At 61.3% G+C, this 23,183-nt stretch carries 19 protein-coding genes; 7 read left to right on the forward strand and 12 right to left on the reverse strand.

The genetic code is table 11. The annotated features are described in order from the left end of the window. The first annotated feature begins 14 nt into the window (after positions 1 to 14). Positions 15 to 716: an MlaA family lipoprotein gene (locus tag ACP7CJ_RS19180; RefSeq protein WP_276197419.1), complete on the forward strand. Its 702-nt coding sequence runs from the start codon at positions 15 to 17 to the stop codon at positions 714 to 716. Positions 717 to 811: 95 nt separating this feature from the next. On the opposite strand, the gene ACP7CJ_RS19185 is transcribed toward ACP7CJ_RS19180, so the two are convergent. The 9 genes from ACP7CJ_RS19185 to ACP7CJ_RS19225 form a co-directional block, all read right to left on the reverse strand. Continuing rightward, on the reverse strand, positions 812 to 1,810 hold the full coding sequence (locus ACP7CJ_RS19185) for a helix-turn-helix domain-containing protein (protein ID WP_247396543.1): 999 nt from the start codon (positions 1,808 to 1,810) through the stop codon (positions 812 to 814). Positions 1,811 to 1,881: 71 nt separating this feature from the next. After that, a complete protein-coding gene (locus ACP7CJ_RS19190; RefSeq protein WP_426101069.1) occupies positions 1,882 to 3,360 on the reverse strand; it encodes an aldehyde dehydrogenase family protein in 1,479 nt (492 codons plus the stop codon). A 72-nt stretch (positions 3,361 to 3,432) separates the two neighbouring features. Further along, positions 3,433 to 4,281, reverse strand: a complete 849-nt coding sequence (locus ACP7CJ_RS19195) for a VOC family protein (protein ID WP_276197421.1) — start codon at positions 4,279 to 4,281, stop codon at positions 3,433 to 3,435. 22 nt (positions 4,282 to 4,303) lie between these two features. Then, positions 4,304 to 5,950, reverse strand: a complete 1,647-nt coding sequence (locus ACP7CJ_RS19200; RefSeq protein WP_426101071.1) for a bifunctional 3-(3-hydroxy-phenyl)propionate/3-hydroxycinnamic acid hydroxylase — start codon at positions 5,948 to 5,950, stop codon at positions 4,304 to 4,306. Between the two features lie 30 nt (positions 5,951 to 5,980). Continuing rightward, positions 5,981 to 6,793, reverse strand: a complete 813-nt coding sequence (locus ACP7CJ_RS19205; protein ID WP_426101073.1) for an IclR family transcriptional regulator — start codon at positions 6,791 to 6,793, stop codon at positions 5,981 to 5,983. A 3-nt stretch (positions 6,794 to 6,796) separates the two neighbouring features. Further along, positions 6,797 to 7,648 (reverse strand): fumarylacetoacetate hydrolase family protein, encoded by an 852-nt coding sequence (locus ACP7CJ_RS19210; RefSeq protein WP_426101075.1) that lies wholly within the window; start codon positions 7,646 to 7,648, stop codon positions 6,797 to 6,799. A gap of 229 nt (positions 7,649 to 7,877) precedes the next feature. Beyond that, positions 7,878 to 9,323 carry a carotenoid oxygenase family protein gene (locus ACP7CJ_RS19215; RefSeq protein ID WP_426101077.1) on the reverse strand — a complete coding sequence of 482 codons (1,446 nt, stop codon included), beginning with the start codon at positions 9,321 to 9,323 and terminating at the stop codon, positions 7,878 to 7,880. Positions 9,324 to 9,368: 45 nt separating this feature from the next. After that, the gene (locus ACP7CJ_RS19220; RefSeq protein WP_426101079.1) at positions 9,369 to 10,550 is read right to left on the reverse strand and encodes an MFS transporter; all 1,182 of its coding nucleotides are present in this window, start codon (positions 10,548 to 10,550) and stop codon (positions 9,369 to 9,371) included. A gap of 15 nt (positions 10,551 to 10,565) precedes the next feature. Then, on the reverse strand, positions 10,566 to 11,558 hold the full coding sequence (locus ACP7CJ_RS19225; RefSeq protein WP_276197426.1) for a SphA family protein: 993 nt from the start codon (positions 11,556 to 11,558) through the stop codon (positions 10,566 to 10,568). Between the two features lie 325 nt (positions 11,559 to 11,883). Here ACP7CJ_RS19225 and ACP7CJ_RS19230 point away from each other — a divergent pair, with 325 nt between their 5' ends. The 3 genes from ACP7CJ_RS19230 to ACP7CJ_RS19240 all read left to right on the forward strand — a co-directional run bounded on the left by ACP7CJ_RS19230 (position 11,884) and on the right by ACP7CJ_RS19240 (position 15,744). Further along, positions 11,884 to 13,146, forward strand: coding sequence for a serine hydrolase domain-containing protein (locus ACP7CJ_RS19230; RefSeq protein ID WP_426101081.1), 1,263 nt, complete (start codon positions 11,884 to 11,886; stop codon positions 13,144 to 13,146). Between the two features lie 116 nt (positions 13,147 to 13,262). Then, positions 13,263 to 14,600 (forward strand): alginate export family protein, encoded by a 1,338-nt coding sequence (locus ACP7CJ_RS19235; protein WP_426101083.1) that lies wholly within the window; start codon positions 13,263 to 13,265, stop codon positions 14,598 to 14,600. Between the two features lie 40 nt (positions 14,601 to 14,640). Next, a complete protein-coding gene (locus tag ACP7CJ_RS19240; RefSeq protein ID WP_426101085.1) occupies positions 14,641 to 15,744 on the forward strand; it encodes a polyamine ABC transporter substrate-binding protein in 1,104 nt (367 codons plus the stop codon). A 46-nt stretch (positions 15,745 to 15,790) separates the two neighbouring features. Here the strand turns inward: ACP7CJ_RS19240 and ACP7CJ_RS19245 are convergent, their stop codons facing one another. Together ACP7CJ_RS19245 and ACP7CJ_RS19250 are read right to left on the reverse strand one after the other, a co-directional pair. Then, the gene (locus tag ACP7CJ_RS19245) at positions 15,791 to 16,402 is read right to left on the reverse strand and encodes a TetR/AcrR family transcriptional regulator (RefSeq protein WP_426101087.1); all 612 of its coding nucleotides are present in this window, start codon (positions 16,400 to 16,402) and stop codon (positions 15,791 to 15,793) included. Between the two features lie 95 nt (positions 16,403 to 16,497). Next, on the reverse strand, positions 16,498 to 18,270 hold the full coding sequence (locus tag ACP7CJ_RS19250; RefSeq protein WP_426101089.1) for a sigma 54-interacting transcriptional regulator: 1,773 nt from the start codon (positions 18,268 to 18,270) through the stop codon (positions 16,498 to 16,500). Between the two features lie 271 nt (positions 18,271 to 18,541). On the opposite strand from ACP7CJ_RS19250, the gene ACP7CJ_RS19255 reads away from it, so the two are divergent. The 3 genes from ACP7CJ_RS19255 to ACP7CJ_RS19265 all read left to right on the forward strand — a co-directional run bounded on the left by ACP7CJ_RS19255 (position 18,542) and on the right by ACP7CJ_RS19265 (position 21,871). After that, positions 18,542 to 20,017 (forward strand): benzaldehyde dehydrogenase, encoded by a 1,476-nt coding sequence (locus ACP7CJ_RS19255; protein WP_426101091.1) that lies wholly within the window; start codon positions 18,542 to 18,544, stop codon positions 20,015 to 20,017. Positions 20,018 to 20,074: 57 nt separating this feature from the next. Next, positions 20,075 to 20,842 carry a coniferyl-alcohol dehydrogenase gene (locus ACP7CJ_RS19260; protein ID WP_426101093.1) on the forward strand — a complete coding sequence of 256 codons (768 nt, stop codon included), beginning with the start codon at positions 20,075 to 20,077 and terminating at the stop codon, positions 20,840 to 20,842. A gap of 81 nt (positions 20,843 to 20,923) precedes the next feature. Then, positions 20,924 to 21,871 carry a SphA family protein gene (locus tag ACP7CJ_RS19265; RefSeq protein ID WP_426101095.1) on the forward strand — a complete coding sequence of 316 codons (948 nt, stop codon included), beginning with the start codon at positions 20,924 to 20,926 and terminating at the stop codon, positions 21,869 to 21,871. Here the strand turns inward: ACP7CJ_RS19265 and mhpT are convergent. Beyond that, a complete protein-coding gene (gene mhpT, locus ACP7CJ_RS19270; RefSeq protein ID WP_426101097.1) occupies positions 21,868 to 23,097 on the reverse strand; it encodes a 3-(3-hydroxy-phenyl)propionate transporter MhpT in 1,230 nt (409 codons plus the stop codon). The genes ACP7CJ_RS19265 and mhpT overlap by 4 nt on opposite strands. Positions 23,098 to 23,183: the final 86 nt, after the last annotated feature.

Genomic DNA, 23,183 nt, shown 5'->3' on the forward strand with positions numbered 1-23,183 from the left:
AATGGGAAATAAACATGCGTGCCTATCGTTCCAATTTAAGCCGTTGCGTTCAGGTACTGACCTGCGCCTGTTTCATCACGCTTTCACCCCTTTCCCGGGCGGACTCCGACAAGGACCCCTGGGAACGGATTAACCGCCCGATCTTTTCATTCAATGACACGCTGGATACCTACGCACTGAAACCACTTGCCCAGGGTTATCAATTTGTCACCCCGCGCATTGCGCAAGACGGCATTCATAATTTTTTCAACAACCTGGGAGAGGTCAAGAACCTCGCGAACAATGTACTTCAAGCCAAGTTCCATAGCGCCGGGGTTGATACCAGTCGCCTCTTACTCAACAGCACCCTTGGCCTGGCGGGATTGATCGATGTCGCGACGCCCATGGGGCTGCAGCGCAATGACGAAGACTTCGGTCAAACCCTCGGTTACTGGGGGGTAGGTAGTGGTCCTTATCTTGTACTGCCGCTCTTGGGGCCAAGCACACTTCGCGATGCGCCGGCGATCTTTCCCGATATCTACGCCAACCCGGTTCGTTATATCGGCGACGTGCCTACGCGTAATAGCCTGTACGCCGTGGGCATGATCGACGGACGCGCTCAATATATGAAATCTGAAAAGCTCATCACCGGTGATAAATACAACTTCATTCGAAGTGTTTATCTACAACACCGAGAGTTCAAGATTAACGATGGAAACGTGAAGGACGACTTTTGATCGGTGCGTTTTGCACCTTGAGATCAAGATACGCGCTGACACGATCCAACTGCACCGGCCATCAAAGCCTAGGCTTCGATGGCCGGCGACTGGCGTCATGCCGCAGTAGGTTTCACGCGGGCGTCGCTGGCGGTTTCACGAAACAGCCGGGGCGACATGCCGAATGTCGATTTGAAATGCCGGCTGAAGTGAGAGCTGCTGCCATAGCCCCAGGCATAGGCGATCTCGGTGAGTGAGCGATGGGCCTGGTCGTGGTTGCGCAGGTCCTCGGCGCAACGGGACAACCGCCGCTGCCAGATGTACTCGCTGACACTGCACCCCAGTTCGTCCTGAAATGCCCGATGCAAGCTGCGCACCGAGCACTGCTCGGCATTGGCGATGCGTTCTATGCTCAAGTCGCGGTCAGCCAGGTGACGCTCGATATACGCCTTGAGGCGATTCTGTTTGAAGAAGCGGAAGTCGTGGTCGAGTTGCTTTTCATCTTGCTTGTTCTTCAGCGCATTGTTCAGCAGCCCCGCGATACTGTCGCCGATCAGCCCGGCCGACTGGCTGTTGAGCAAGGGGTATTGGTGGTAAGCGTCGCTGATCAAGTGCATCAACATGCGCCCCAGCCCGTTACGGCCGTTCAAGTGCATGTCGCCGGTCTGCGTCAGTTGCCCGGCGGGGCCCTGGAATAACAGGATAAAGTGCTCGCAGCCCTGGGTACTGGTGACGCTGAAGGGTTTGCCGCAGTCGACCAGGAGCATTTCGTCCGGCGCGACGCTGCTGTTTTGCTGACCTTGCTCGAAGTGGCTGACGCCGGCGACTTGCAGTATCAACATCCGCGGCGTGTCGACGACATCGAGCGCCTTGCTCAGGTGGCGTGAATAGCGATGGGCACTGGCGGTCAGGCGGCAGAAACGCAACTGGCCCAAGTCACCGTATTCCAGGCGGCCCTGGAAGTTGCCGTTGTGCAACGGGTCGATGTTGGTGGACTCCAGTCGCTTTATATACTCCGGCGTGCGACCCAGGTGATCGCTCATGAACTCCTTCCACTTCATCAGCCGATCAGAGCGAACGACCTGATCGGTGGACACGCAGGCTAGATTATTCATTGTTTCGCCTTTTGTTTTTTGTTTTGGGCTGAAGGGGCAAGGTGTGAGCCTTGCCCGCTCCGGACAGACGATCAGAAAGGGTAATTATGGCTCCCGGCTTGCCAGGTGACCCAATGGGCCCGGGTAAACTCATCCAGGGCATAGTGACCGTTGAAGCGCCCAAGGCCGGAATTCTTTTCGCCGCCAAACGGTGCGTTGGGCTGATCGTCGACGGTGATGTCGTTGATATGGGTCATGCCCGCCACGATGCCACGGGCAAAACTCAGGCCGCGCGCCATATCACGGGTAAACACCGCGCTGGACAAACCGTACTCGCTGGCGTTGGCCAACGCCAGGGCATGGGCCTGGTTGTCGGCGATCAGCAGCGGCAGCAACGGCCCGAAGGTTTCATCGCGGGCCAAAGCCTGGTCGGGGCTCACTTCGCCGAAGACATGGGCCGGCAGCACCAACCCGCGAGCCTGGCCGCCACACAACTGCTTGAGACCGGCGCGCTCGGCGGCCGCGATCTTCCCCAACAGACCGTCGAGCTGGCTCTGGTTGACCACCGGCCCGATCACCGTGTCGGCCTTGGCCGGGTCACCGGTCTTGAGTTTGCGTACACGCTCCACCACCAGGGCCGCGAAGTCGGCATACAGCGAGCGGTCGACAATGACCCGGTTGACGCTCATGCAGATCTGGCCCTGATGCAGGAAGCGTCCGACGACTGCGGCATGCGCCGCTATCTCGATGTCCGCATCTTCCAGCACCACCAGCGGCGCGTTACCGCCCAGCTCCAGGGCCACGCGCTTGATGTGCTTGCCGCCGGTGGCGATGCGCCCGACATTGCGTCCCACATCGGTGGAGCCGGTGAAGGAGATCAGGCTCGGTATCGGGTGCTCGACGAACGCATCGCCAATCTCCGAACCCGCGCCGACCACCACGTTCAGCGAGCCCGCCGGGAACCCGGCCTCTTCGAACAGATGGGCAATCAACAGGCCGCCGGTAACCGCCGTATCACTGGCGGGCTTGAGCACCACGGTATTGCCCAGCGCAAGGGCCGGCACCACCGAGCGCATGCTCAGGTACAGCGGGAAGTTCCATGGGCTGATCACACCGACCACCCCCAGCGGCTCGCGAAACACGAAGCTCTGTTCGCCAGGCTTGTAGCTGGTCAGGATCCGGCCTTCAACCTGCATCGGCAGCGTTGCACACTCGCGAACCAGGTTGAGGGTGAACTGCCATTCCATGCCCGCCTTGATGCGGGTACTGCCGGACTCGCGGATCAGCCAGTCGATGATTTCTTCGCTGCGGTTCTGGATGACCTGGGCGAGTTTTTCCAGCTGCGCACTGCGCTGGGTCGGGTGCAGCGCTGCCCAGTCGGTTTGCGCGCGCTGGGCAGCCTGGTACGCGTCATCCAGGTCGGCCACCGAGGCCAGGGGCATTTCCAGCAAGGCTTCGTCGTTGAAGGGGTTACGGTCGTCCAGGCGTCGTGCAGAGCGACCTGCACGCCAGGTGCCGTTGATGTATTGATCGCCGTTGATGGCGTAGGCCGCGAGTATTGGAGTTGTCATAGTCTTACCTTAGAGGCAGGTAGCCGCGTCGATTGAGGGTGGGTGAGGGCAGACCCTTTAGGTTGTGCGTATTCAGCTTCGGATCCAGGCGCGTCCCCAGGAGTTGAGGGTGTATTCCTCCTGCGGCCAGACGCCAGGCGGGCGCGTGGCCTCGGTGATCTCCAGCTCGGCCGAGAACTCCAGGCGGTTGCGATCGGCATCGACCACCATGAAGAACAGGTTGTTGCCTGGGCCATGGCGACCCGGGCCGAAGAACAAGGTGATCCGTTCCTTGGCGAAGCGGTCGCCCCAGTCGCGAATGTCGTTCCATTCGTTGGTTTCGTAACAGTGGTGATCCCACTCGTTTTTCGACCCACGGAAGAACGCCAGCGAATGGTGTTCATCGTCCGAACGCAGGAAGCAGGTGGTGAGCTGGCCGCTTGGCTCGTCGACGACATTGTCCGAGACGGTGAAGCCCACGGTGTTGACGTAGAAGTCGATCATCGCTTCCAGCTCCGTGGTCTGGAACACCACGTGCTGCAGGCGGCCCGGCATGCCGTTGCGGTCGAGCGTGGACGCGCCGCGAGACACGCCAAATACGGTTTGCCGACCCTGGGGGTCACGGATTTGAAAGGCGCCCGCTTCCAGCAGCGGCGAGTCGAGCGCTTCGACGTTACAACCGTTGCCGAGCAGGCGTGTGCGCAGTGCGCTCAAGTGCGCTTGGCTGCCCAGGTCATACGCCGCCGCGAGCAGGCCGCTATGGTCGGCGGGCGAGATCAGCATGGCCCGTTGAGGGCCCTGGAGCAGCCAACTGCCGTCAGCCTGCGCCAGGCCGTCCATGTCCAGCAGGCGCCGATAGAAGTCGACTTGCTGCTGTGGATCTTTGCTCGCCAGGTGCAGGTAGCACAGGCGGGCGGGGGTGGAAGTCTGCAAGGTTTGCATAAACACCTCTGGGTCTGAAGGTTCAGGGGTAGACGGGCGCCATGCCCGGCTCAGCTGCGCAGTGGCTTGTCAGCGTGATGCCGAACAACGCCTGCAAGGATTCGGCGACCTGATCGTGCGTGGTCCTGTCGAAGATGGCGGCGACATAGCGATCCGGGCGCAGCAGCAGAAACTTCTGGCTGTCGCCGAGCAGGTCCTTGAGCGCACTCTCACGGTCTTGCAGCACGGTGCAGCCGGGGATCGACGGCAGCGTCTGAACGTGCGCGGGCAGGATCAGGATGCGTTTGGCCTCCAGGTGGTCCCACAGACCGTGCCGTAGTTCATCAAGGCGTTGGTGGGTCGGGTCGCCATAGTGGATCAGGGCAAAACCGGCACCGATGGTCGTGTCCAGCAGTTGTGTGTGGCCTTGGGCATCGGTCAGCAATGGCTGAGGAAACATTTGCCCGCAGGCCAGCTTTCCGGCCTTGCCTTCGGGCAATACCAGGCCTTTGGTAAACCGTGGTTTGGGCTTGAAGCGCATGTGCAGGAAATAATCGCGCAGCGGCGGCACCAGGCCGATTAACGCGAATGCCGTGCTGATCAGGCGAGCCCGCAGCACGGTGGCCGGCGCCATGACCACGCCAAGGTTCAGGGCCAGCTTGATCAAGGCCCAGGCATGGTCGCGCCGCTCGCTTTCGTAAGACAGCAGGGCGGTCGCGGCCATTTGGCCCTTGAGCACGGCGATCAGCTTCCAGCCCAGATTGTGCGCATCGCGAACGCCGCTGTTCATCCCTTGCCCGGCGTAGGGCGGGGTCAAGTGCGCGGCATCGCCAGCAAGAAATACGCGGCCGACCTGCCAACGCTCGGCGACGCGGGCATGAAAGGTGTAGACCGTCTTGCGCACGATGGACACCGGGGCATCGCCCTTGAACGGACGCAGCAGCGTGTGCAGGCATTCGGGGCTGAGCACCTGCGCATCGGTTTCGCCCGGCTTGAGCTGGAACTCAAAGCGCCGAGTACGGTGCGGGCCGGGCACTTCCACCACCGGGCGGCGGGCATCGCAATACACGCGGGTCTGCCAGAAGGGGTCGTCATCCTGGTCGGTATCGACCACCAGCCAGCGTGAGGAGAAGCTCGACCCTACCATCTCGATCCCCAGTTGCTTGCGCACCGGGCTGCGACCGCCGTCGCAGGCGATCAGGTAGCTGGCCTTGACGTCGAGCAGTTGGCCATCGGCATCCTTGATCAACGCGCGCACGCCATGCGGGTCTTGAGTGAACTCGAGCAGTTCGTGATTGAAGCGCGCTGTCAGGTTCGCGAAACGTTCAAGGCCGACCTTCAGCGTGCTTTCGAACAGCGGCTGGCGAAACGCATTACGCTTGGGAAACCCATATAACCTGCCGGTGGGCTCGACCTTGCCGAAGCAACGCCCGCCCGCGCGGGTGAAGTAATGCACGCCATAGCCGGGCACCACATCGCGCAACACGGCGTCATCCAGCCCGATGGCTTGCATGGTGCGCAAGGACTCATCGTCGATCGAGACGGCGCGTGGTTCGGTCACGGTGCCGGGTTTGCGGTCGATGATCAGGGTATCCACATTGGCCTGGCCGAGGAGGTTGGCCAGGGTCAGTCCGGTAGGCCCTGCACCGATGATCAAGACTTGGGTGCTGACGCTGTTGAGGGTTGTCATTGTTATTCCCTTCCAAAGTTTTCAGTCTGGCTACGCGGGGCGATGGGTGAGTGTCGCCATGCGCTGCGACAGGGCCTGCGCGAGGGCCTGCATGTGTGCCCCTTGTTGCGCTTCCTGTGCGTTGTCGCGCTCCTGAATCGGACGAAGGCAACTGATGCTGCCGACCACCTTGCCGTCGCTGTCGAAGATCGGTGCCGCGAGGCCGTAGACGCCGCGATCAATTTCAGCCGCGCTGGCGACGTACCCCTGGCGGCGCAGTTGCTGCAGTGAGCGGCGGAACTGTTCCCAGGTCTGCCCCAGATGGCTGGCGCGCACTTCATCGGGGTTTTCCAGAAACAGCTGACTGTGCTGGCGCGACGTCATGTTGGCGAGGATCGCCTTCGAGGTCGCGCCGAGGAACAGCGGGCGGGGTGAACCACGGGAGTAGCTGACCTCGCTGAACAAGTCGCCATGCTGGTGGATACACACCACCTGGTCTTTGAACAGTCGGCAGATCAACCACACCTGTTGCTCGCTCCAGCGTGGCAGGTCCTGCTCCAGGGCGTGTGCTGCGCGCACCAGAGGGTCGCTCAGGCGCAGTTGGCGGTCCCAGGTGATAATCCGCGCGCCCAGCGCGTAGCGGCCGGCTTCGACCTGAAACAACAGGTTCGCCTCGGCCAACTCGCGTACGTAGCGGTAGATGGTCGACCGCGTGTAACCCAGCGCAGCGCCCATCTCGTCGACCGCCCAGATCGGGCTGGCCTCGGTAAATAAATCCAGCACCCGCAGCATGCGTTCCAGGCTTGAGCCTTTGCTATCGGCGTCCTGCTCTGGCAGGTGCTCTGATTCAGGCAATAGCTTCATGGCCTACTGCTCATCGGCGATGCTGTTGCGCAGGATGCCGATGCCCGAGATCTCGACCTCGACGGTATCGCCGGGCTTCATCCATACCGGCGGTTCGCGGAATGCGCCGACGCCACCGGTGGTGCCGCTGACAATCACATCGCCGGGCGCCAGTTCGGTGAAGGTGGAGCAGTATTCGATCAGGTGGCGCACGTCGAAAATCATGTCGCTGGTGCGGGTGTGTTGCATCACTTGGCCGTTCAGGCGCGTGGTCAATTCCAGGTCTTGCGGGTCGCCGATCTCATCACAGGTCACCAACCAGGGACCGAAGCCGCCGGTGCACGGGAAATTCTTGCCCGGCACGAACTGGATGGTGTGCTTCTGCCAGTCACGGACGCTGCCATCGTTGTAGCAGGCATAACCGGCCACATACTCCAGCGCATCTGCGGCCTTGACGTGGCGCGCGGTTTTGCCGATGACCACGGCGAGTTCGCCTTCGAAATCGAGCTTATGCGAAGCCTTCGGACGAATGATCGGTTGCAGGTGCGCAACCTGGCTGTCGGCGAAACGCGTGAAAATCATCGGGTAGGTCGGCATTTCACGACCGGTTTCACGCACATGGGTGGCGTAGTTGATGCCAATGCACAGCACCTTGCCCGGGTTCTCGATCACCGGCAGGAACGTGACGTCCGCCAAGGCTACGCGTGGCAGCGGGGCCAGGACGGCCGGCGTCAGTTCACCCAGGCGATTGATGGCGATGGCCTGCTTGAGGTCGGTGCCAAAGGTGGGTTTGACCGATTCCAGGTCAATCACCTGAGTACCCTCAACCACGCCGTAGGTGGTACGGCCTTGAACGATAAAACTCGCGAATTTCATGAAGTGTCCTCTCGGAAAGGGGGGCGGGGGGGCTGCAATGGACTTAATCTAGTCTTGCGAATTAATCCTGTAAAGTGGGATTTTTGTATAAATCCTGCATTTAGGAATAAATGTGTTTTTTCTGTTCGGTGATCGGATCGCGGCCTGAAACGCCAAACAGCCCGTGCCATTCCAGCAAGTGGATGGCTACGGGCGTGGCGATTGGAGGAGGGGGAAACGCTATGCCGCTTTAGCGCGGTGCCCAGCAGCCGTGCAGCGACATGCGCATACGGAATGGGACTTTGATACGGGCGATGGGGCCGGCCGCCATGTCAGTGGCGTCCAGCACCACCAGCTCGCTGCGGCCTTCGGCAATGAGGTTGAGCAGGCAGACCACGTAGCCATCGCCTTCCGCTGCCTCAGCTGTGCGTGGAATGAAAATGGGCTCCTGAAAGCACCCGCTGTCCCCGGGAAACCAGGCATCGGTGACGCCGGTTGTCAGGTTGATGTGCGCCAGCAGGTTAAAGAATTGAAACGGCATCGGTCCATTCGCCGAGTTATAGGGGCGCTGCGGATCAAAGGCGAGCAGGAATCCGTGTTCATACTTGCGACCTATGTAACGGTCATCGCAACGGGGAAACTCACAGGGATAGTCCGTCAGCGCCTGCGGTTGCAGTTCGTCCTGTGCGCTGCTCAGGTCAAAGACCCAGCGCATCAGGCTGGCCGCCAGGGTTTCCGGCGGCGGTACGAAACCGTCCGCCTGGGGGAAGAAGTAGAAGACGTTGCCACCGGTGACCGGCATGTCCAGATAGACCTTACCGTCTTCGTCGAACGCATTCAGGGTATGGCCCTGGAAGCCGTCCTTGGGCCCTTTGAACCACCGCACGTCGCGTGCGTCGCCGTGGCGCGGCACCACGGCAAACAGTTGGGGCAACTCGGGCTGCCACTGGAAATGCGGGCCGCCTTTTTTCATGCGCTCGACGTCCACCGTCAGGGGGATCAGCGGGAACACCACATAGTGCTCGGTGACCGCGAAGTCGTGGACCATAGCGGCGTAGGGCGCCTGGAACCAGATCTCGTGCAGCAGTTTGCCCTGCGGTGAAATTTCGAAATACGCCATGTCCGGTGTGCCGTCGCCTTTGGCTTCGTAGCTGAAGGCCAGCAGGTTTCCGGTCAGCGGGTCGAGCTTGGGATGGGCGGTGAAGGTGGCTGAGTCGATCTGCCCGTCGAAATTCCACTCGCCGAGGGTTTCCAGCGTCTGTGGGTCCAGCGCCCACGGCATGGCATCTTCCTTGAGTGCCAGCAGGACGTTGTTGTGCGGGATCACGGAGGTGTTTGCCGTGGTGTTGTTTTTTGCCGCCAGCGGGTCATTGGTGTAGGCATTGCGATAGACGCCGTTGAGCGAACGCCCTTCACGGCGCTGGGCGACCAACCGATCGGTGAGCACATAGCGCCGACGCAGCGAGACCCGGCCATCGGCAAAATAGAAGCCGCTGACCATGGCGTCGCCGTTGAAGAAGATATCGGTGCCCAGCATGGGCGGGTATTGCGGGTCCGGCGAGACTTGATAAAAGGTACCGCAGATCGCTTCAGGCACAACGCCTTCGATCTCCAGGTCGAACACCTCGCCCTCTACGCGGCTGGGGGCGTACAGCGCGCCGGAAAACTCGGGGGTTTGGGGAAATGGAATATTCATTGCGTCATCTCATTGATCCAGTGGGTTCACGTCAGGGCAGGGTATTCAGGCAGATTGCGGCGACAGGGCCGGTGTGCGCGGTTTGACGCCTCGACGAAAGCGCGCCACCACCAGGCACGAAATGATCAAGGCCACGACATACGCCGAGGCTGCCAGCCATCCCACCGCCCGAAAATGCCCTTCGCCGACCACCAGCGCGGCGCCAAACGGGCCCAGCCCTTGACCGACAAAAATCGCCGCATTGCCCAGGCCGGCCAATCGACCGGAAGGGTCCAGTTCGGCCGCCATCGACAGCAGGTAGGGCAGGCTGAAAAACCACACCATATGGATCAGGCACGCCGTGGCGGCAAACGCGACGGTACTGTCGCCGTAGACCATGACCAGGGTCGCCAGCAACGCAGTACCAAAGCTCAGCAGTTGCGGAAACAACAGACCCAGACGGCGCCCCAACAGCCCGGAGAGCCCGGCGCCCAGAGCACCGGCAAGGATGCTGCCGCCGAGGATGGCGCCGATTTGCTGGGGTTCCAGGCCAATGCTTTTGCCAATGCGTTCCTGATACACCCACAGCGCGGAGTGCCCGAAAAACAACAGTGCAAACAGCATGATCAGCAGCACGGCGGTCAGCCCGAACGGCTGAGCCGCACCATGGGCGATGCGATGGGCATCGGGGTAGTGCCTGGGGATTTTCCAGCAACCCAGCGCCGCGAGCAGGCTGGTGATGGCCAGCAAGCAAAACGCGCCCTGCACACCAAACGCCTGCAAGAGCGTGGGCATGGACGTCACCAGCAGCATGCCCCAGAGCAGGTTACCGATATTGATCACGGCAAACGTCGCGTCTTTCGACCTGCGCAGCGCAGCGGTCGCATACACCACCGCCATGACCGCGCCACAGCTGGCGCCGCAGATGATCCTGAACACCACCAGCCAAGCCTGGCTGTGCAGTTGCGTGCTTGCCAGGTTGCCGGCGGCCAGGATCAGCAAGGCAACCAGCGCAAAGCGGCGGCGGTCGACCCGTGCCATAAACAGCGCACAGACGCCGCAAGCCATGGCCATCGCTATCAGCTCGGCGGCGAAGATCGCGCCGATGGCATTGAGCGGCAGCCCCAGTTGATCAATCAGCGCGCCGCCCAGGATCGGCTGGATCTGCAGCGTTCCCAGGGAAATGACCATCATCAGGCAAATAGCGCCCAGTGATTTCTTGCTGTCGATGGAGTCGAGCGCATTCATCACACATCACCTCAGTCAGAACTTGTGAACATAGCGGACTTGCACGGCGTAATCCGTTTTGCTGCGGTTTTCCACACCGGTCTCTTTATAGGTATTGAGCCAGAAGGCCTTGTCTTCGGTCATTTTCCAGAACAGGCCAGGGCCAATGCCGAGGACTTTTTCGCGAGAATTACTCAGGCGGTCGCCGTTGACCTGGTCATCCGAAATCTGCCTGAAGTAATAGCCGTTGATCCCGACTGAAACCTTCGGGAACACCTCATATGAAGCCGTAAAGTTGGCCCAGGCCGATTGCCCTGATTGGGTGTCGCGCACCGGCCGTCCTTCAAAAACCTGCGTCGAACTGCTTGCCGGGTCGTTGTTCTTGAAGTTGTACAAGTAATTCAGGCGCCAACTCACTTCCCAGCGCGGTGCCGGCATCAAGGTCGCGGCCCAGTAGGGGTTGAAGGAGAAGTAATTGGAGCCGGGATTCAAGTCCTTGTGTTTGTCGTACTTGCCGGTGGGCAGGATCGTATCGAACGCCACGCGCTGCACAAACACCGGCCGGCCTTCGGCGTTGACGATCGGATCGAACTGGATCTGCGGGCCGACGGTGACGTCACCCAGGCCGACGCCGTTGTCCTTGAGCTTGACGCCGTTGTCGCCAAAGTTGCCGTCCAGGGAGACCACCGGTACCAACAGGCTCCAGCCCAAGTGCGCGCCGCCGCCGATGGTGTCGGGTGAGTAATAGCTGAACTGGTTGATCAAGGTAATGACATTGATCTTCGGGTTATCGAAGTTGCGGTTGTCCTTGCCGCCATTGTCACGAATGCTGCTGGCCGTACTGAACTTCAGATAGGTCTGATGCGTCAGCCCGGGTGGTCCGGCGAACCCGTCGTAGAAGCTGGTGCCGCCTAGGTTGATGCCGCTGGGTTGGCTGACCGTGGGCGGTGGTGGGCCATCGGCGGCGTGCACGGTAAAGGCGATGAGGCTGAGTGCCAGGCAAGCCGGCAGGGATCGAGTCAAGTTCATTGCGATGGCTCTATTATTGGAATTGTGAGCGGGGGTTAACACCCCTGGCACTTCGACTGTAGTGCCCGGACACACGCAATGCTTGAGTGCAACGGCCAGATTTGACTGAGCGTGCCACCGGCGGCAAACGCGCTGGCACGGTAGCGTCATACAGCGCATTTTCACCGGGGTCTGCACGCACCTTGCGGTTGTCGGCCACGGTTGATTTCCGAGACCGTGGAGAAAGTGATACTTAGTAAAAAGTTTTATTGACTAAAAATAAATATCGGGTAATTATTTCTGTGCATCTGCTCTCATGCAGAGTCATCTCCAGGGTTATCTCCCGATGAGTCATCAACCCCCGTCTTTTCTTGAGACGCTTTACGCCGAGGCAACTGAATCGTCATCGGCCACTTGCGTGGCACCTTTGCTGATGCATGGCTTTCCCGCCGAGCCGAAACACCGGGTAACGTGGGACAACTGGATGCGTCCTCCCTTCAGCCAGTGGGGGTTTCGCAACCTGGCGCGACTGCGCCCCACCATTGACGTACCGGCGGGTCCAGGACCTGTCGATACGCTCAAGCAGGCTCCCAAAGCGCTGGACCAGCTGTGTTTCGACAGTGAGTGTGGGCTGAGCATCAGTGTTATCGATCACCTCAACGCCAGCCAGACCGACGCCTTTTTGGTGATGCAGGGCGACACGGTCTTGTTCGAGCGCTACTTCAACGGTCAGCAGGCTTGCGACCGACACATCATGTTTTCGGTGACCAAGTCGCTGATCGGCACCCTTGGCGAACAACTGGTTTGCAGTGGCGTGCTCAAGCCCGGGTTACCCGCCGCGTACTACGTGCCCGAGTTGGTGGGCTGCGCGTTTGGTGATGCGACGGTGCGCCAGTTGTTCGATATGGCGGTGGGCATCGACTACAGCGAGGTGTACGACGATCCCAGCTCGGAGAGCTCGCAGTACGGTTACGCCTGCGGGTTTCAACCGGCGCCGGCGCAATACGTCCAATTCGAGTCGTTGTACCAGTACCTGCCGTCCCTCAAAAAGCGCGCTAGCCACGGTGGTTTTTTCCATTATGTGACCGCGACCACTGAAGCCTTGGCTTGGGTCATGGAGCGCGCCTCGGGCAAGGCCTGCAGTCAGTTGTTGGCGGAAATCTGGGGCCGGTTGGGCTGTGATCGCGACGGCTATTTCATGGCTGATCCCTGGGGGCGTAACGTCGCCGGGGCGGGTTTCAGTGCCACCTTAAGAGACATAGCGCGTTTCGGCCGTCTGCTGGCCAACGATGGCTGCCATGAAGGGCGGCAGCTGCTGTCGCCCGAGACCGTGGCACGTATCGCCGCCGGGGGGGACCCGGCGATCTACGCGCAAAATGCCGAGTTCTCCAGCTGGACACCGGGTGCCTCCTATCGAAGCCAGTGGTACGTGTTCAACGATCACAGCCAGGCCCTGATGGCCGGCGGTATCCACGGTCAGTACCTGTTCATCGACAAGCCCTCCGGCGTGGTGATCGTCAAGCAATCGTCGCTGACCGATGCCGTCGGCCCGTTCGATGCCGATAGCGTGCGCATGCTGCGCGCTATCGGCGCTCACCTGAGTCACTGATACACCCCGAAAAATAAGAGTCTTGCGTTTTATTCACCTGGCTTTGCCAGGTGTTGGCGGCCCTTTGCGTCGCCATTGACTGCCCTGTAACAACAATAATTACACAGGAGCTTCTTATGGTTTATATCAAGCGTTTCTCTCGAGCGCTCTTAGCGGTCGGCTTACCCTTGACCACCCACGTCGCGTTGGCGGGCTACACCTTTGAGGACGGCGATCTCAAAGGCGAAGTCAACCTCACAGTAGGGGGGGCGACGCTATCAACCCGTGGCGTCAACTTCGGCAGCGGACGTGTCGATGCGCGCAACGGTAAAAATGGCGGCACCAAGATCGACTGGCAAGAGTTCTACGTAAAGCCTGGTGTCAAACTCGAGTATGCGTTGCAACCCGATTTCAGCCTGCTAGCTGGCGGTTCGCTGGTAGCGGCGAGCACGTTCGGCGATGGCGATGCGGGCGGCAACACCCGCAGTTCCGACGGCAAGGTTGCCGCTGAAGAACTGTACGGCGGGTTCCGCGCCGGTGAGTGGAAGTTCACGGCTGGCCGTCAGAACTATATGGTCGGTACGGGTTTCATCGTCATGGACGGTAACCTGGACCAGCTCAAAGACGGCGCCTACTGGCTAGGTCCTCGAACCGCCTTCAAGGATTCGGCGATCCTGGCCTGGGATCATGGCGCCTTGAAGTCTCAGGCATTCACCCTGCGCACCGACGATGACCTGGGTGATTTCCGCATGACCGGCGTCAACCTCGATTACAACCTCGACGACCAAGTGACACTGGGTGCCATGGCCATGCGGGTCAACGCCCTGGGGCCCAAAGGCAGTACGCTCCCCAGGCGTCGCGACGGGATGCAGGTGTACAACCTCAGGGCGCTCAATGCCAAGGTGCCCGGGGTACAGGCGCTGACCCTGAATGCGGAGTACGCGTTGGAGCGCGGTAGCGGCGAGGGGGTCGATTACGACGCCAACGCATGGTACGGCCAGGCCGACTATACCTTCAGCACGCTGCCGTTGACGCCCGTGATCGGTTATCGCTACGCGAGCTTTTCCGGTGATGACAACCTCTCCGATAACCGCCAGAAAGCCTGGGACCCGCTGAGCAAGGGCTTCGTCGACTGGGGCACGTGGCTCGTCGGCGACGTGGTCGGCAACTACCTGCTGTTCAACAGCAACGAAAATGTCCAACAGTTCTCGCTCAAGACCCACCTCAACGAGACCCTGACCCTCGGCGCGATTCACTACCAGTTCTGGCTCGATGAGAAGAACTACATGGGCGCAGCGGTCCGTGATCGGCGCTTTGCCGATGAGAGCGTGATATTCCTCGACTGGACGCCAACGCCGTCGTTTTATACGTCGCTGTCCTATAACTGGGTCAAACCACTGGCCGCTGCCAAGCAGGTATTTGGTGACGACCAGACCTTCAGTGCGTTGGAACTGTATTTCACCTATCGCTATTAAGTGCCGCGAGCCTTTGCGGCCGCGCTGGAGTGTTTTTATCATGAACAGTTTTTTGCGTAATACCGTGTTGGGCACTGTCGCTTCGTTGTTGATCAGCGGTTTTTGCCTGGCCGAAGAACGAACCGTAAGGATCTACAACTGGATCGAATACCTGCCGCCGGAAGTGCTCAAGAGCTTCCAGGAAGAGACCGGGATCCGCCCGATCTACGATGTGTTCGACAGCTCCGAAACCATGGAGTCCAAGCTGCTGACGGGAAACTCCGGGTATGACGTGGTATTCCCGGGCACCGCCAACCTGGGGCACCTGATCACCGCCGGTGCCGTCCAGCCGTTGGACCGCGCGCAGTTGCCGAACTGGCAGCACCTGGACCCCGAGTTCATGAAATCCCTGGAAGCGGTGGGTGACACCGGCAATCGTTATGCCGTGCCTTACCTATGGGGCACCACATTGATCGGCTACAACGTCGACAAGGTGCGCAAAGCCTTGGGCCCCGACGTGCAGATGAACAGTTGGGACATCATCTTCAAGGAAGAAAACCTCGCCAAGCTCGCCAGTTGTGGCGTGGGTTTCCTCGACGCCGGCAACGAGATCCTGCCGATTGCCTTGCACTACAAGGGCCTCGACCCCAATAGCCAGACGCGCGAGGACTATCCGCAGGCCCAGGCCGCGATGATGAAGATCCGCCCTTACATCACCTACTTCAACTCGTCGCGTTACGGCATGGACCTGGCCAACGGGGATGTCTGTGTCGCCGTGGGTTGGTCCGGCGGTATCGCGCTGGCCAAACAATTGGCGGATGCCGCCGGCAAGGGGGTCAAGGTCGAGATGGCACTGCCCAAGGAAGGGGCGCCCATGTGGTCGGACGTGATGATGATACCGGCCAATGCGCCCGATCTTGCGCAGGCCCATGCGTTCATCAATTACATCCTGCGCCCGGACGTGATTGCCCGCATCAGCAATAAGATCGGCTACCCCAACCCGAACAAGGACGCCACCGCGCTGGTGGACGCCAGCATCCGCAACAACTCTAATATGTATGTGCCGGCCGAAGCGCGTAAGACACTGTTCGCCTTGGAGCCGGTTCCGGCCGCCGTGGAGCGGATCCGTACCCGCACCTGGACCAACATCAAGACCAACCGCTGATCGGTGTGGCCCGGTACGAGCGCGCCGGGCTCGGCCAGGGTGCAACTCAGGCCTGCATGCCGTAAAACAGCAACTCGGTGATACGCCTGACCTGCGCGGAATGTGCGTCGACATCCGGGTGTTCCTGGTTCACCAGCCGGAACAGCTGCAAGTGTGAATAGTCGTTCAACAGAAACGCGGCCAACTCCACATCGAGTTGCGGGCGCAGCTTGCCGGCCAGTTGCAGTTCCCTGAGCAGTTGGCTGATTTCGGCCCTGAGCGCATCGTTCATGGCCCGATAGCCTGCGGGCAGTTCATTGTTGCCACCGAACAGGATCAACGGCAGCAGTTCGCGCCAAAGGCTGGGGTGCATGACTTCCAGGGCATAACCGGTGAGCAGCCGTTCCAAGTGGCAGAGCGCTTCGACCGGGTCCGCTATTTCCAGGATCAGGCTGCGGACGTCGGTGATGGCGCGTTGATCGGCGTGGTGCAGGATTTCCAGGATGATCTCCTGCTTGTTGCCGAAGTACTTGAACACCGTCGGCGCCGACACGCCGGCCTGGTTGGCGATCTGCTCGATGGTGGTGTTCTGGAAACCCTGGCGTTCAAACAGTTCGATTGCCGCCTTACTGATGGCTTGCCGGCGTTCGGCTTTCTGACGTTCACGCAGTCCGCTCACGGGAGATCCTTGTCGCGATGAAAAAGAGGCGTATGTCGCCCGTTACCCCTGCAAAATACTTAGTTGGGTAAAGATTTTAAAGCACTAATTGCCATTCAAGGGATTTGCCGCTGATGCTTCTTCAACCGGTAAGCAAATTGAGCGCGGCTGAGCCCCACGAGCCTGGCGGCGGCGGCCAGGTTGCCTGCGTTGTGTTGCAGCGCTTCATTGATCAGGCGCGATTCAAGGCCTTCGATGGAAAACCCTTGGTCCAGTTGGCCAAGGGTGTCCAGCAGTGCAGGGCGGGGCGCGGTTGTAGTCACCTGCGGCGCGGTATTTGACAGGCTGCCGTGGTCGTCCAGGCCATAGGGGTCGGTGGGCATCGGCTCGTTGCGAAACAGGTGCACCAGGTCAATCGCTTGGCCTTCGTCACTGGCGATCAGGCCGCGTTCGATCAGGTTTTGCAGCTCGCGCACATTGCCCGCGAAGTCATAGCGCAGCAAAACCTTCAGGGCGCGCATGGTCAGGCCCACCGGCGTTCGCGCGTATTCCTGGCAGAAGCGCGTGAGGAATGCGTTGATCAGCAGCGGAATGTCGTCCCTGCGTTCGCGTAGCGGTGGCAGGGCGATGGGGTAGACATTCAACCGGTAGAACAGGTCTTCACGAAAAGTACCGTCAGCCACGGCTTTACGCAGGTCGATATTGGTGGCGGCCACCACGCGCACATCCACCTTGATACCGCGCACCCCGCCGACCCGTTCGATTTCCCGTTCCTGCAAGGCCCGCAGCAACTTGCTCTGCCCGCCCAGGCTGAGGCTGGTGATTTCATCCAGAAACAGTGTGCCGCCCTGGGCCCGTTCGAAACGTCCGGGGCGCGAGTGCGTCGCGCCGGTATAGGCGCCGCGTTCGACACCGAAGAGTTCGGCCTCGATCAGGTTATCCGGAATGGCCGCGCAATTGAGCGCCACGAACGGGCTGTCATGGCGGCGACTGAGCTGGTGCAACTGGCGCGCAAACATCTCCTTGCCCACCCCGGACTCTCCGCTGATCAACACCGTTGCCGGGGTCAGCGCGACGCGTTGCAGGGCTTGTGTCGCGGCGTTGAAGGCCGCGCTGGCACCCACCAGCGTTTGCGGCGGGTTGGCCCTGGCGCTGTGGCTCACCGGGTGCTCGGGCGTGGGCGCGACAGTGGCGCTGGTGACGGCCTGGGACACATTCAGGTAGCGCAGGTCCTGCTCGACGTCACCCCATTGCTCGGCCGTCTTGCCGATCACCCGACAGCTGCGGTGGCCCATGCCACGGCATTCCACTTCGCGGAAAATCACCATCTGCCCGAAGAGGCCACTGACGAAACCGATGGCATAGCCGGTTTCAGTCCAGCACACCGGGTCCTGGCCGATGCCGTAGGCGCCCACATGCTCATCCGCCTCGCAGGAGTGGTGCCAGAGGAACTCACCTTCATAGAACCCCGAATCGGCATCGAACTTGAAGTGCAGCGGTTCGACCTTGGTCATGCCTTCCAGGGTGTGCAGGTGTGTCCCGGCGCGAAATACGGCGGCGGCATCGGCCTGTGGCCAGCGCTCGCGTATCAACCGTGCATCCCGCGCGCCGGAGGCATAACCGGTGCGGGTGAACAGGCCGCGAGCCTGCTCCAGGCCCAGGCGCGCGATGACCTCCCCGCGCAGGGCGCCGAACGACGAACTGTGCAGCAACAACATGCGTTGATCGTTGAGCCAGATACGCCCGTCTTCGGGAGAAAAAAACAGGCAGTCGGTCAGTTCCGCCGGCGTGGGCGAGCTGCTGTCACTGAGTTGACGGCTGTCGCCGCGCGGATGATAGGGCGCGGTGGCCACCCGGTCGTCGGGCAGCGCGCTGTGGGGATTAGTCATTGTTATGCCCCTGCAAAGCGAGTGATCGATATGAGTAACTGCTCAGATAGTTATTAAACATAACCTTATCAATTGAACAAGTCGCAGGCCTCTGGTTTTTTCAAACAACCGGCGCAGGGTGTGTGAGCGCAGCGTCACAGGCCTCGACCCAGAGCCCTCGACGCTTTATATCGGCGTCGTTGCGTGCAAGCGGCACAGCCTTTGCTCAAGGCTTGATGCGGCGTTTGCAGCGTGTGCAGACGAAGACAATTACAAAAAACCGGGAGTTACCATGCCAGTGTCTGAAACCACCCACTTTCTACAGCGGGCCATTGAGTCCGAATGCCTGTTCAACGGCGATTGGATACCCGCCTCCGGGTCCGTGATCCCAGTGATCGAACCCGCCACCGGCGAACCCTTGATGCGCTGCGCCATGGCCAACCCGGCCGACATCGCCATTGCCTGCCGCAGCGCGGCCCTGGCGCAGCCGGCATGGGCTGCATTCGGCCCACGGGAGCGCGCCGAGGTGTTTCGCAAGGCGGCGGACCTGGCTCAGCAGTCCTTTGCGGAACTGGCGCTGTATGTCGCCCGGGAAACCGGCGGCGCGTTGTTCAAGGGTGAACACGAAGTGCGCGAAGCGATAGTGCTGCTGCATCAGGCAGCGGGGCTGTTGTCCCAACCTCACGGGGTGGTGCTGCCCAGTGCAGCAGGGCGGCTGTCCTATGCACGGCGTCAGCCCCATGGCGTGGTCGGAGTGATTTCACCGTTCAATTTTCCGCTGGTGCTGTCGCTGCGCTCGGTGGCGCCGGCGCTGGCGGCGGGCAATGCGGTGGTGCTCAAGCCCGACCCGCAGACGCCGGTCAGCGGTGGTTTTCTCATCGCCCGGCTGTTCGAGGAGGCGGGCTTGCCCAAGGGCCTGCTGCAGGTGTTGCCCGGCGCCGCGCCGGCGGGGGAGGCGCTGTGCCGCGATCCGAATGTGCGGATGATTGCGTTCACCGGATCCACGGCGGCGGGGCGCAAAGTCGCCGAAGTGGCGGGGCGACACCTGAAAAAAGTCGCGCTGGAGCTGGGCGGTAAAAACCCGCTGATCATTCTCGAAGACGCCGACCTCGACCTGGCCGCGAGCAATGCCGCCTGGGGCGCCTGGCTGCACCAGGGGCAAATCTGCATGGCGACCGGCTTGATTCTCGCCCATGAATCCATCGCCGAACGCCTCACGCGCAAGTTGGTGGACAAGGCCCGGGCGTTGACGGTGGGCAATGCCGCCCGGGGTGAGGCCGCGCTCGGCCCATTGATCAATCAACGGCAATTGCAGCGCGTGCACGAGATCGTCAGCGACAGCCTGCAAGCGGGCGCGCGGTTGGAGGCAGGCGGCGAATATGACCGGTTGTTCTACCAGCCCACCGTGCTCAGTGGCGTGCGTCCGGGTATGCGCGCGTTTGAGGATGAAATCTTCGGCCCGGTGGCCACGGTGGTCAGCTTTACCACGGACGAGGAGGCCATCGAACTGGCCAACCGCACCGAGTACGGCCTGTCGGCGGCCATCATCTCGCCGTCGGTCGGGCGCGCCATGGCCATCGGCGAACGGCTTGACTGCGGCCTGCTGCACATCAACGACCAGACAGTGGCCGACGAATGCATTAACCCGTTCGGCGGGCGCGGTGCCTCCGGTAATGGCGGCAGCGTGGGCGGGCCGGCCGACTGGGACGAGTACAGCCAGTGGCAGTGGGTCACAGTGAAAAATACCCCGCCCGCCTATCCGTTCTGAGCGACGGCTCATCGGTTTGATCCACCCATGCCTATACAAAAATAAGAGGGCTTGAACATGAACCTGCAGAACAAAACCTTGATCGTCACTGGCGTCGCTTCCGGCATTGGTGCCGAGCTGGCGCGACTCGCGCGTTTCCAGGGTGCCACGGTGATCGGCGTTGATCGCCATGAACCGCAACTGACCTTGGATGGCTTCTTCCAGGCTGACCTGGGCGACCCTGCCAGCATCGATGCGCTGGTGGCGCGCCTGCCGGCGCGGGTCGATGGGCTGTGCAACATTGCCGGCGTGCCCGGTACGGCGCCCGTGCAAGCGGTGGCCACGGTCAATTACCTGGGGCTGCGGCACCTGACTCAATCGCTGCTGCCACGCATGCCGGCGGGCGGCAGCATCGTCAATGTTGCTTCGGTCCTCGGCGCGCAATGGCCGCAACGGCTGGAGCTGCACAAGGCCCTGGCCGCGACGCAAAGCTTCGCAGCAGGACAGCAGTGGCTGGCGGCCAATCCGGTGGAGCAGGACAGCTGTTATCAGTACTTCAAGGAAGCGCTGATCGTGTGGAGCTTCCAGCAATCCCAGGGCTGGTTTCGCGATCACTCGGTGCGCATCAACTGCGTCGCGCCGGGGCCGGTGTTTACCCCGATTCTCGGCGATTTCGTCAGCATGCTCGGGCCGGAGCGGGTGGCCGAGGACAGCCAGCGCATGACCCGTCCGGCCCTGGCCGATGAGGTGGCGGCGGTGATTGCCTTCCTCTGCTCAGACGCCGCGCGCTGGGTCAACGGGGTCAATCTACCGGTGGACGGTGGGTTGGCGGCGACCTACGTGTAGGGGTTGCAACAGTGGTAAACCCCGGCGCGAATCCTCCGCGTCGGGGGTCTTGAATAACAACAAAAATACAGGACATACAAGATGCTCAAGCCTATCTTGCGGACGGTTGCGGCCATGACTTTGGTCGCACTGTCATCGACTGCACACGCTTACGACCTGCCCGGACTCAACCTCGGCAGCACCAGTTTCTACGACGGCTCACCGGCCCCAGCCGGCCCTGGCTGGTACCTGGAGGAATACCTGACGTACTCCCGGGCCAGCCGTTTCAATGATGCCAACGGCAACAAGCTGGCGTTGCCCAAGCAGGACCTGGAGGTGGTGGCGCCTACCACGCAGATCATCTACGTCGGCCAACCCCTGGCCAATGGCGCAATGCCGGGATTCACCCTGCTCAACACCTCCCTGGTCCACGCGGATGTCGACGACGGTTTGAACAATACGGCGCTGAGTTCCCGCGCCGGTTTGGGTGATGTGACGCTTGGTGCCTTCCTGCAACTGCCGACCCTGAGCCGCGCCGATGGCAGCCCGTTGTTGACCCAACGAGTCGAAGCCGATGTCTCGGTGCCGGTGGGGGCCTATGACCGCAAGCGCTCGATCAACCCGGGCAGCAACTTCTGGTCATTCAACCCGTATTACGCGGCGACGTACTGGTTCAGCCCGAAGTGGTCGGCGAGCGGGCGTTTCATGTACCTGTGGAATGGCAAGAATGATGATCCGCAGGCAGGCTTTGGTGATGTTTCCGAGACCCAGGCCGGCCAGGCGTTGCATGCCAACCTGACGCTGCAATATGCCTTGAGCCAGCAATTGAGCGTGGGGTTGAACGGCTACTGGTTGAAGCAGATCACCGACACCCAGGTCGATGGGCACGCCGTGAGCGGGCGTCGGGAGAAGGTCTGGGCCATGGGCCCAGGCCTGCTATACGCCTTCAACAAGGAGAATGTGCTGTCGGTGAACGCCTACTTTGAACAGCAGGCTGAGAACCGCACCGAAGGCAATAAACTGGTGCTCAATTGGCTGCACAAGTTCTAGGCTTGGGTGCGCCCGGCCGCTTCCGGGGTGGGCAGGTTCAGTGGCGCCTTACGCACCATGACGGTGATGATGGCCAGCGCCGCGATCGCCACCCCGGGGGAGGTCGCCAGCAGGACTCCCGTGGTGCCCGCACCTGCGGCGAGCAGTTGTCCCGCCGCCAGCGGTCCGGCCACCGAGCCCAGCCGGCCGATGGCCACGGCTGCACCGACGCCGGTGGCGCGCACCGCCGTTGGATAGGAAGGCGGTGCCGACGCATAGAGCACCAACTGCGCGGCCATCACGAACAAGCCTGCGGCGAAACCCGCGATGGCCATGGGCACGATGCCCACCGACAGCCCGACCCCGGCCAAGGCGGCGAGCAACCCGGCATACACGAACAGCACCACTTTGAAGGGATTGCAGCGGTCCAGCAGGACACCGCCGAGCAGTGAGCCAAGGGCGCCGCCAATGTTGAACAGCATCTGCACCATGCCCGCCTGGGGTTTGCTGAAACCTTGTTCGAGCAACAACGACGGCAGCCAGTTCAGCAGCATGTACATCACAGTCAGGGTGAAGAAGTAGCTGAGCCACAACGCCAGCGTGGTGCGTGCGCGGCCTTCGCCGAACAGCGCCTGGCGGGTGGAGGGGCGAGCACTGAGGGTCTTGTCGAGCTGTTGGCGAAAGGCGTTGGACTCGGGCAGCAGCAGGATCATCAGTGGCACGGCCAGCAAGGGCGCCAGGCCGCCGATGATAAAGGTGGTCTGCCAGTGTTCACTGGAAAACATCGCCACCACCGCCGCCAATGCGCCGCCCAATGGCACGCCGCAGTACATGACACTGATGGCGGTGCCACGGTTGCGTTCGCTGGCCGCTTCGGCGCACAGGGCGATCAGGTTGGGCAGCGCGGCGCCCAGCCCCAGGCCGGTCAAAAAACGCACCAACAGCAGGCTCGAGTAGCTTTCGACAAACGCGGTGCAAAGGGAGAACAGCCCGAACAGCAGCACGGCGATCACCAGGATTTTCTTGCGCCCGATTCGGTCGGCGACCCAGCCGCCGAAGAACGCCCCCGGCAGCAGGCCAATGATCCCGATGCTGAATACCCAGCCGAGCATCTTCGGGTCCAGGGCAAAACTCTGACGCAACCCTGCGGCGGTGGTTCCGGCGGCTTGCAGATCGAACCCCTCGATCAGCGCAACGATAAAGCACAACGCGATAGTCAGCGTCGAACGACGCGATGGACTGTCCATGGGCAAACCTCATTGTTGTTGTTTTTGTTGTGGTGGCAAGCGCAAGTGGCTGCTGCGATTAAGATAACAAAGATAACTAAAAAATG

Source organism: Pseudomonas sp. PSPC3-2 (assembly GCF_049897085.1).
Lineage (GTDB): Bacteria > Pseudomonadota > Gammaproteobacteria > Pseudomonadales > Pseudomonadaceae > Aquipseudomonas > Aquipseudomonas paraveronii.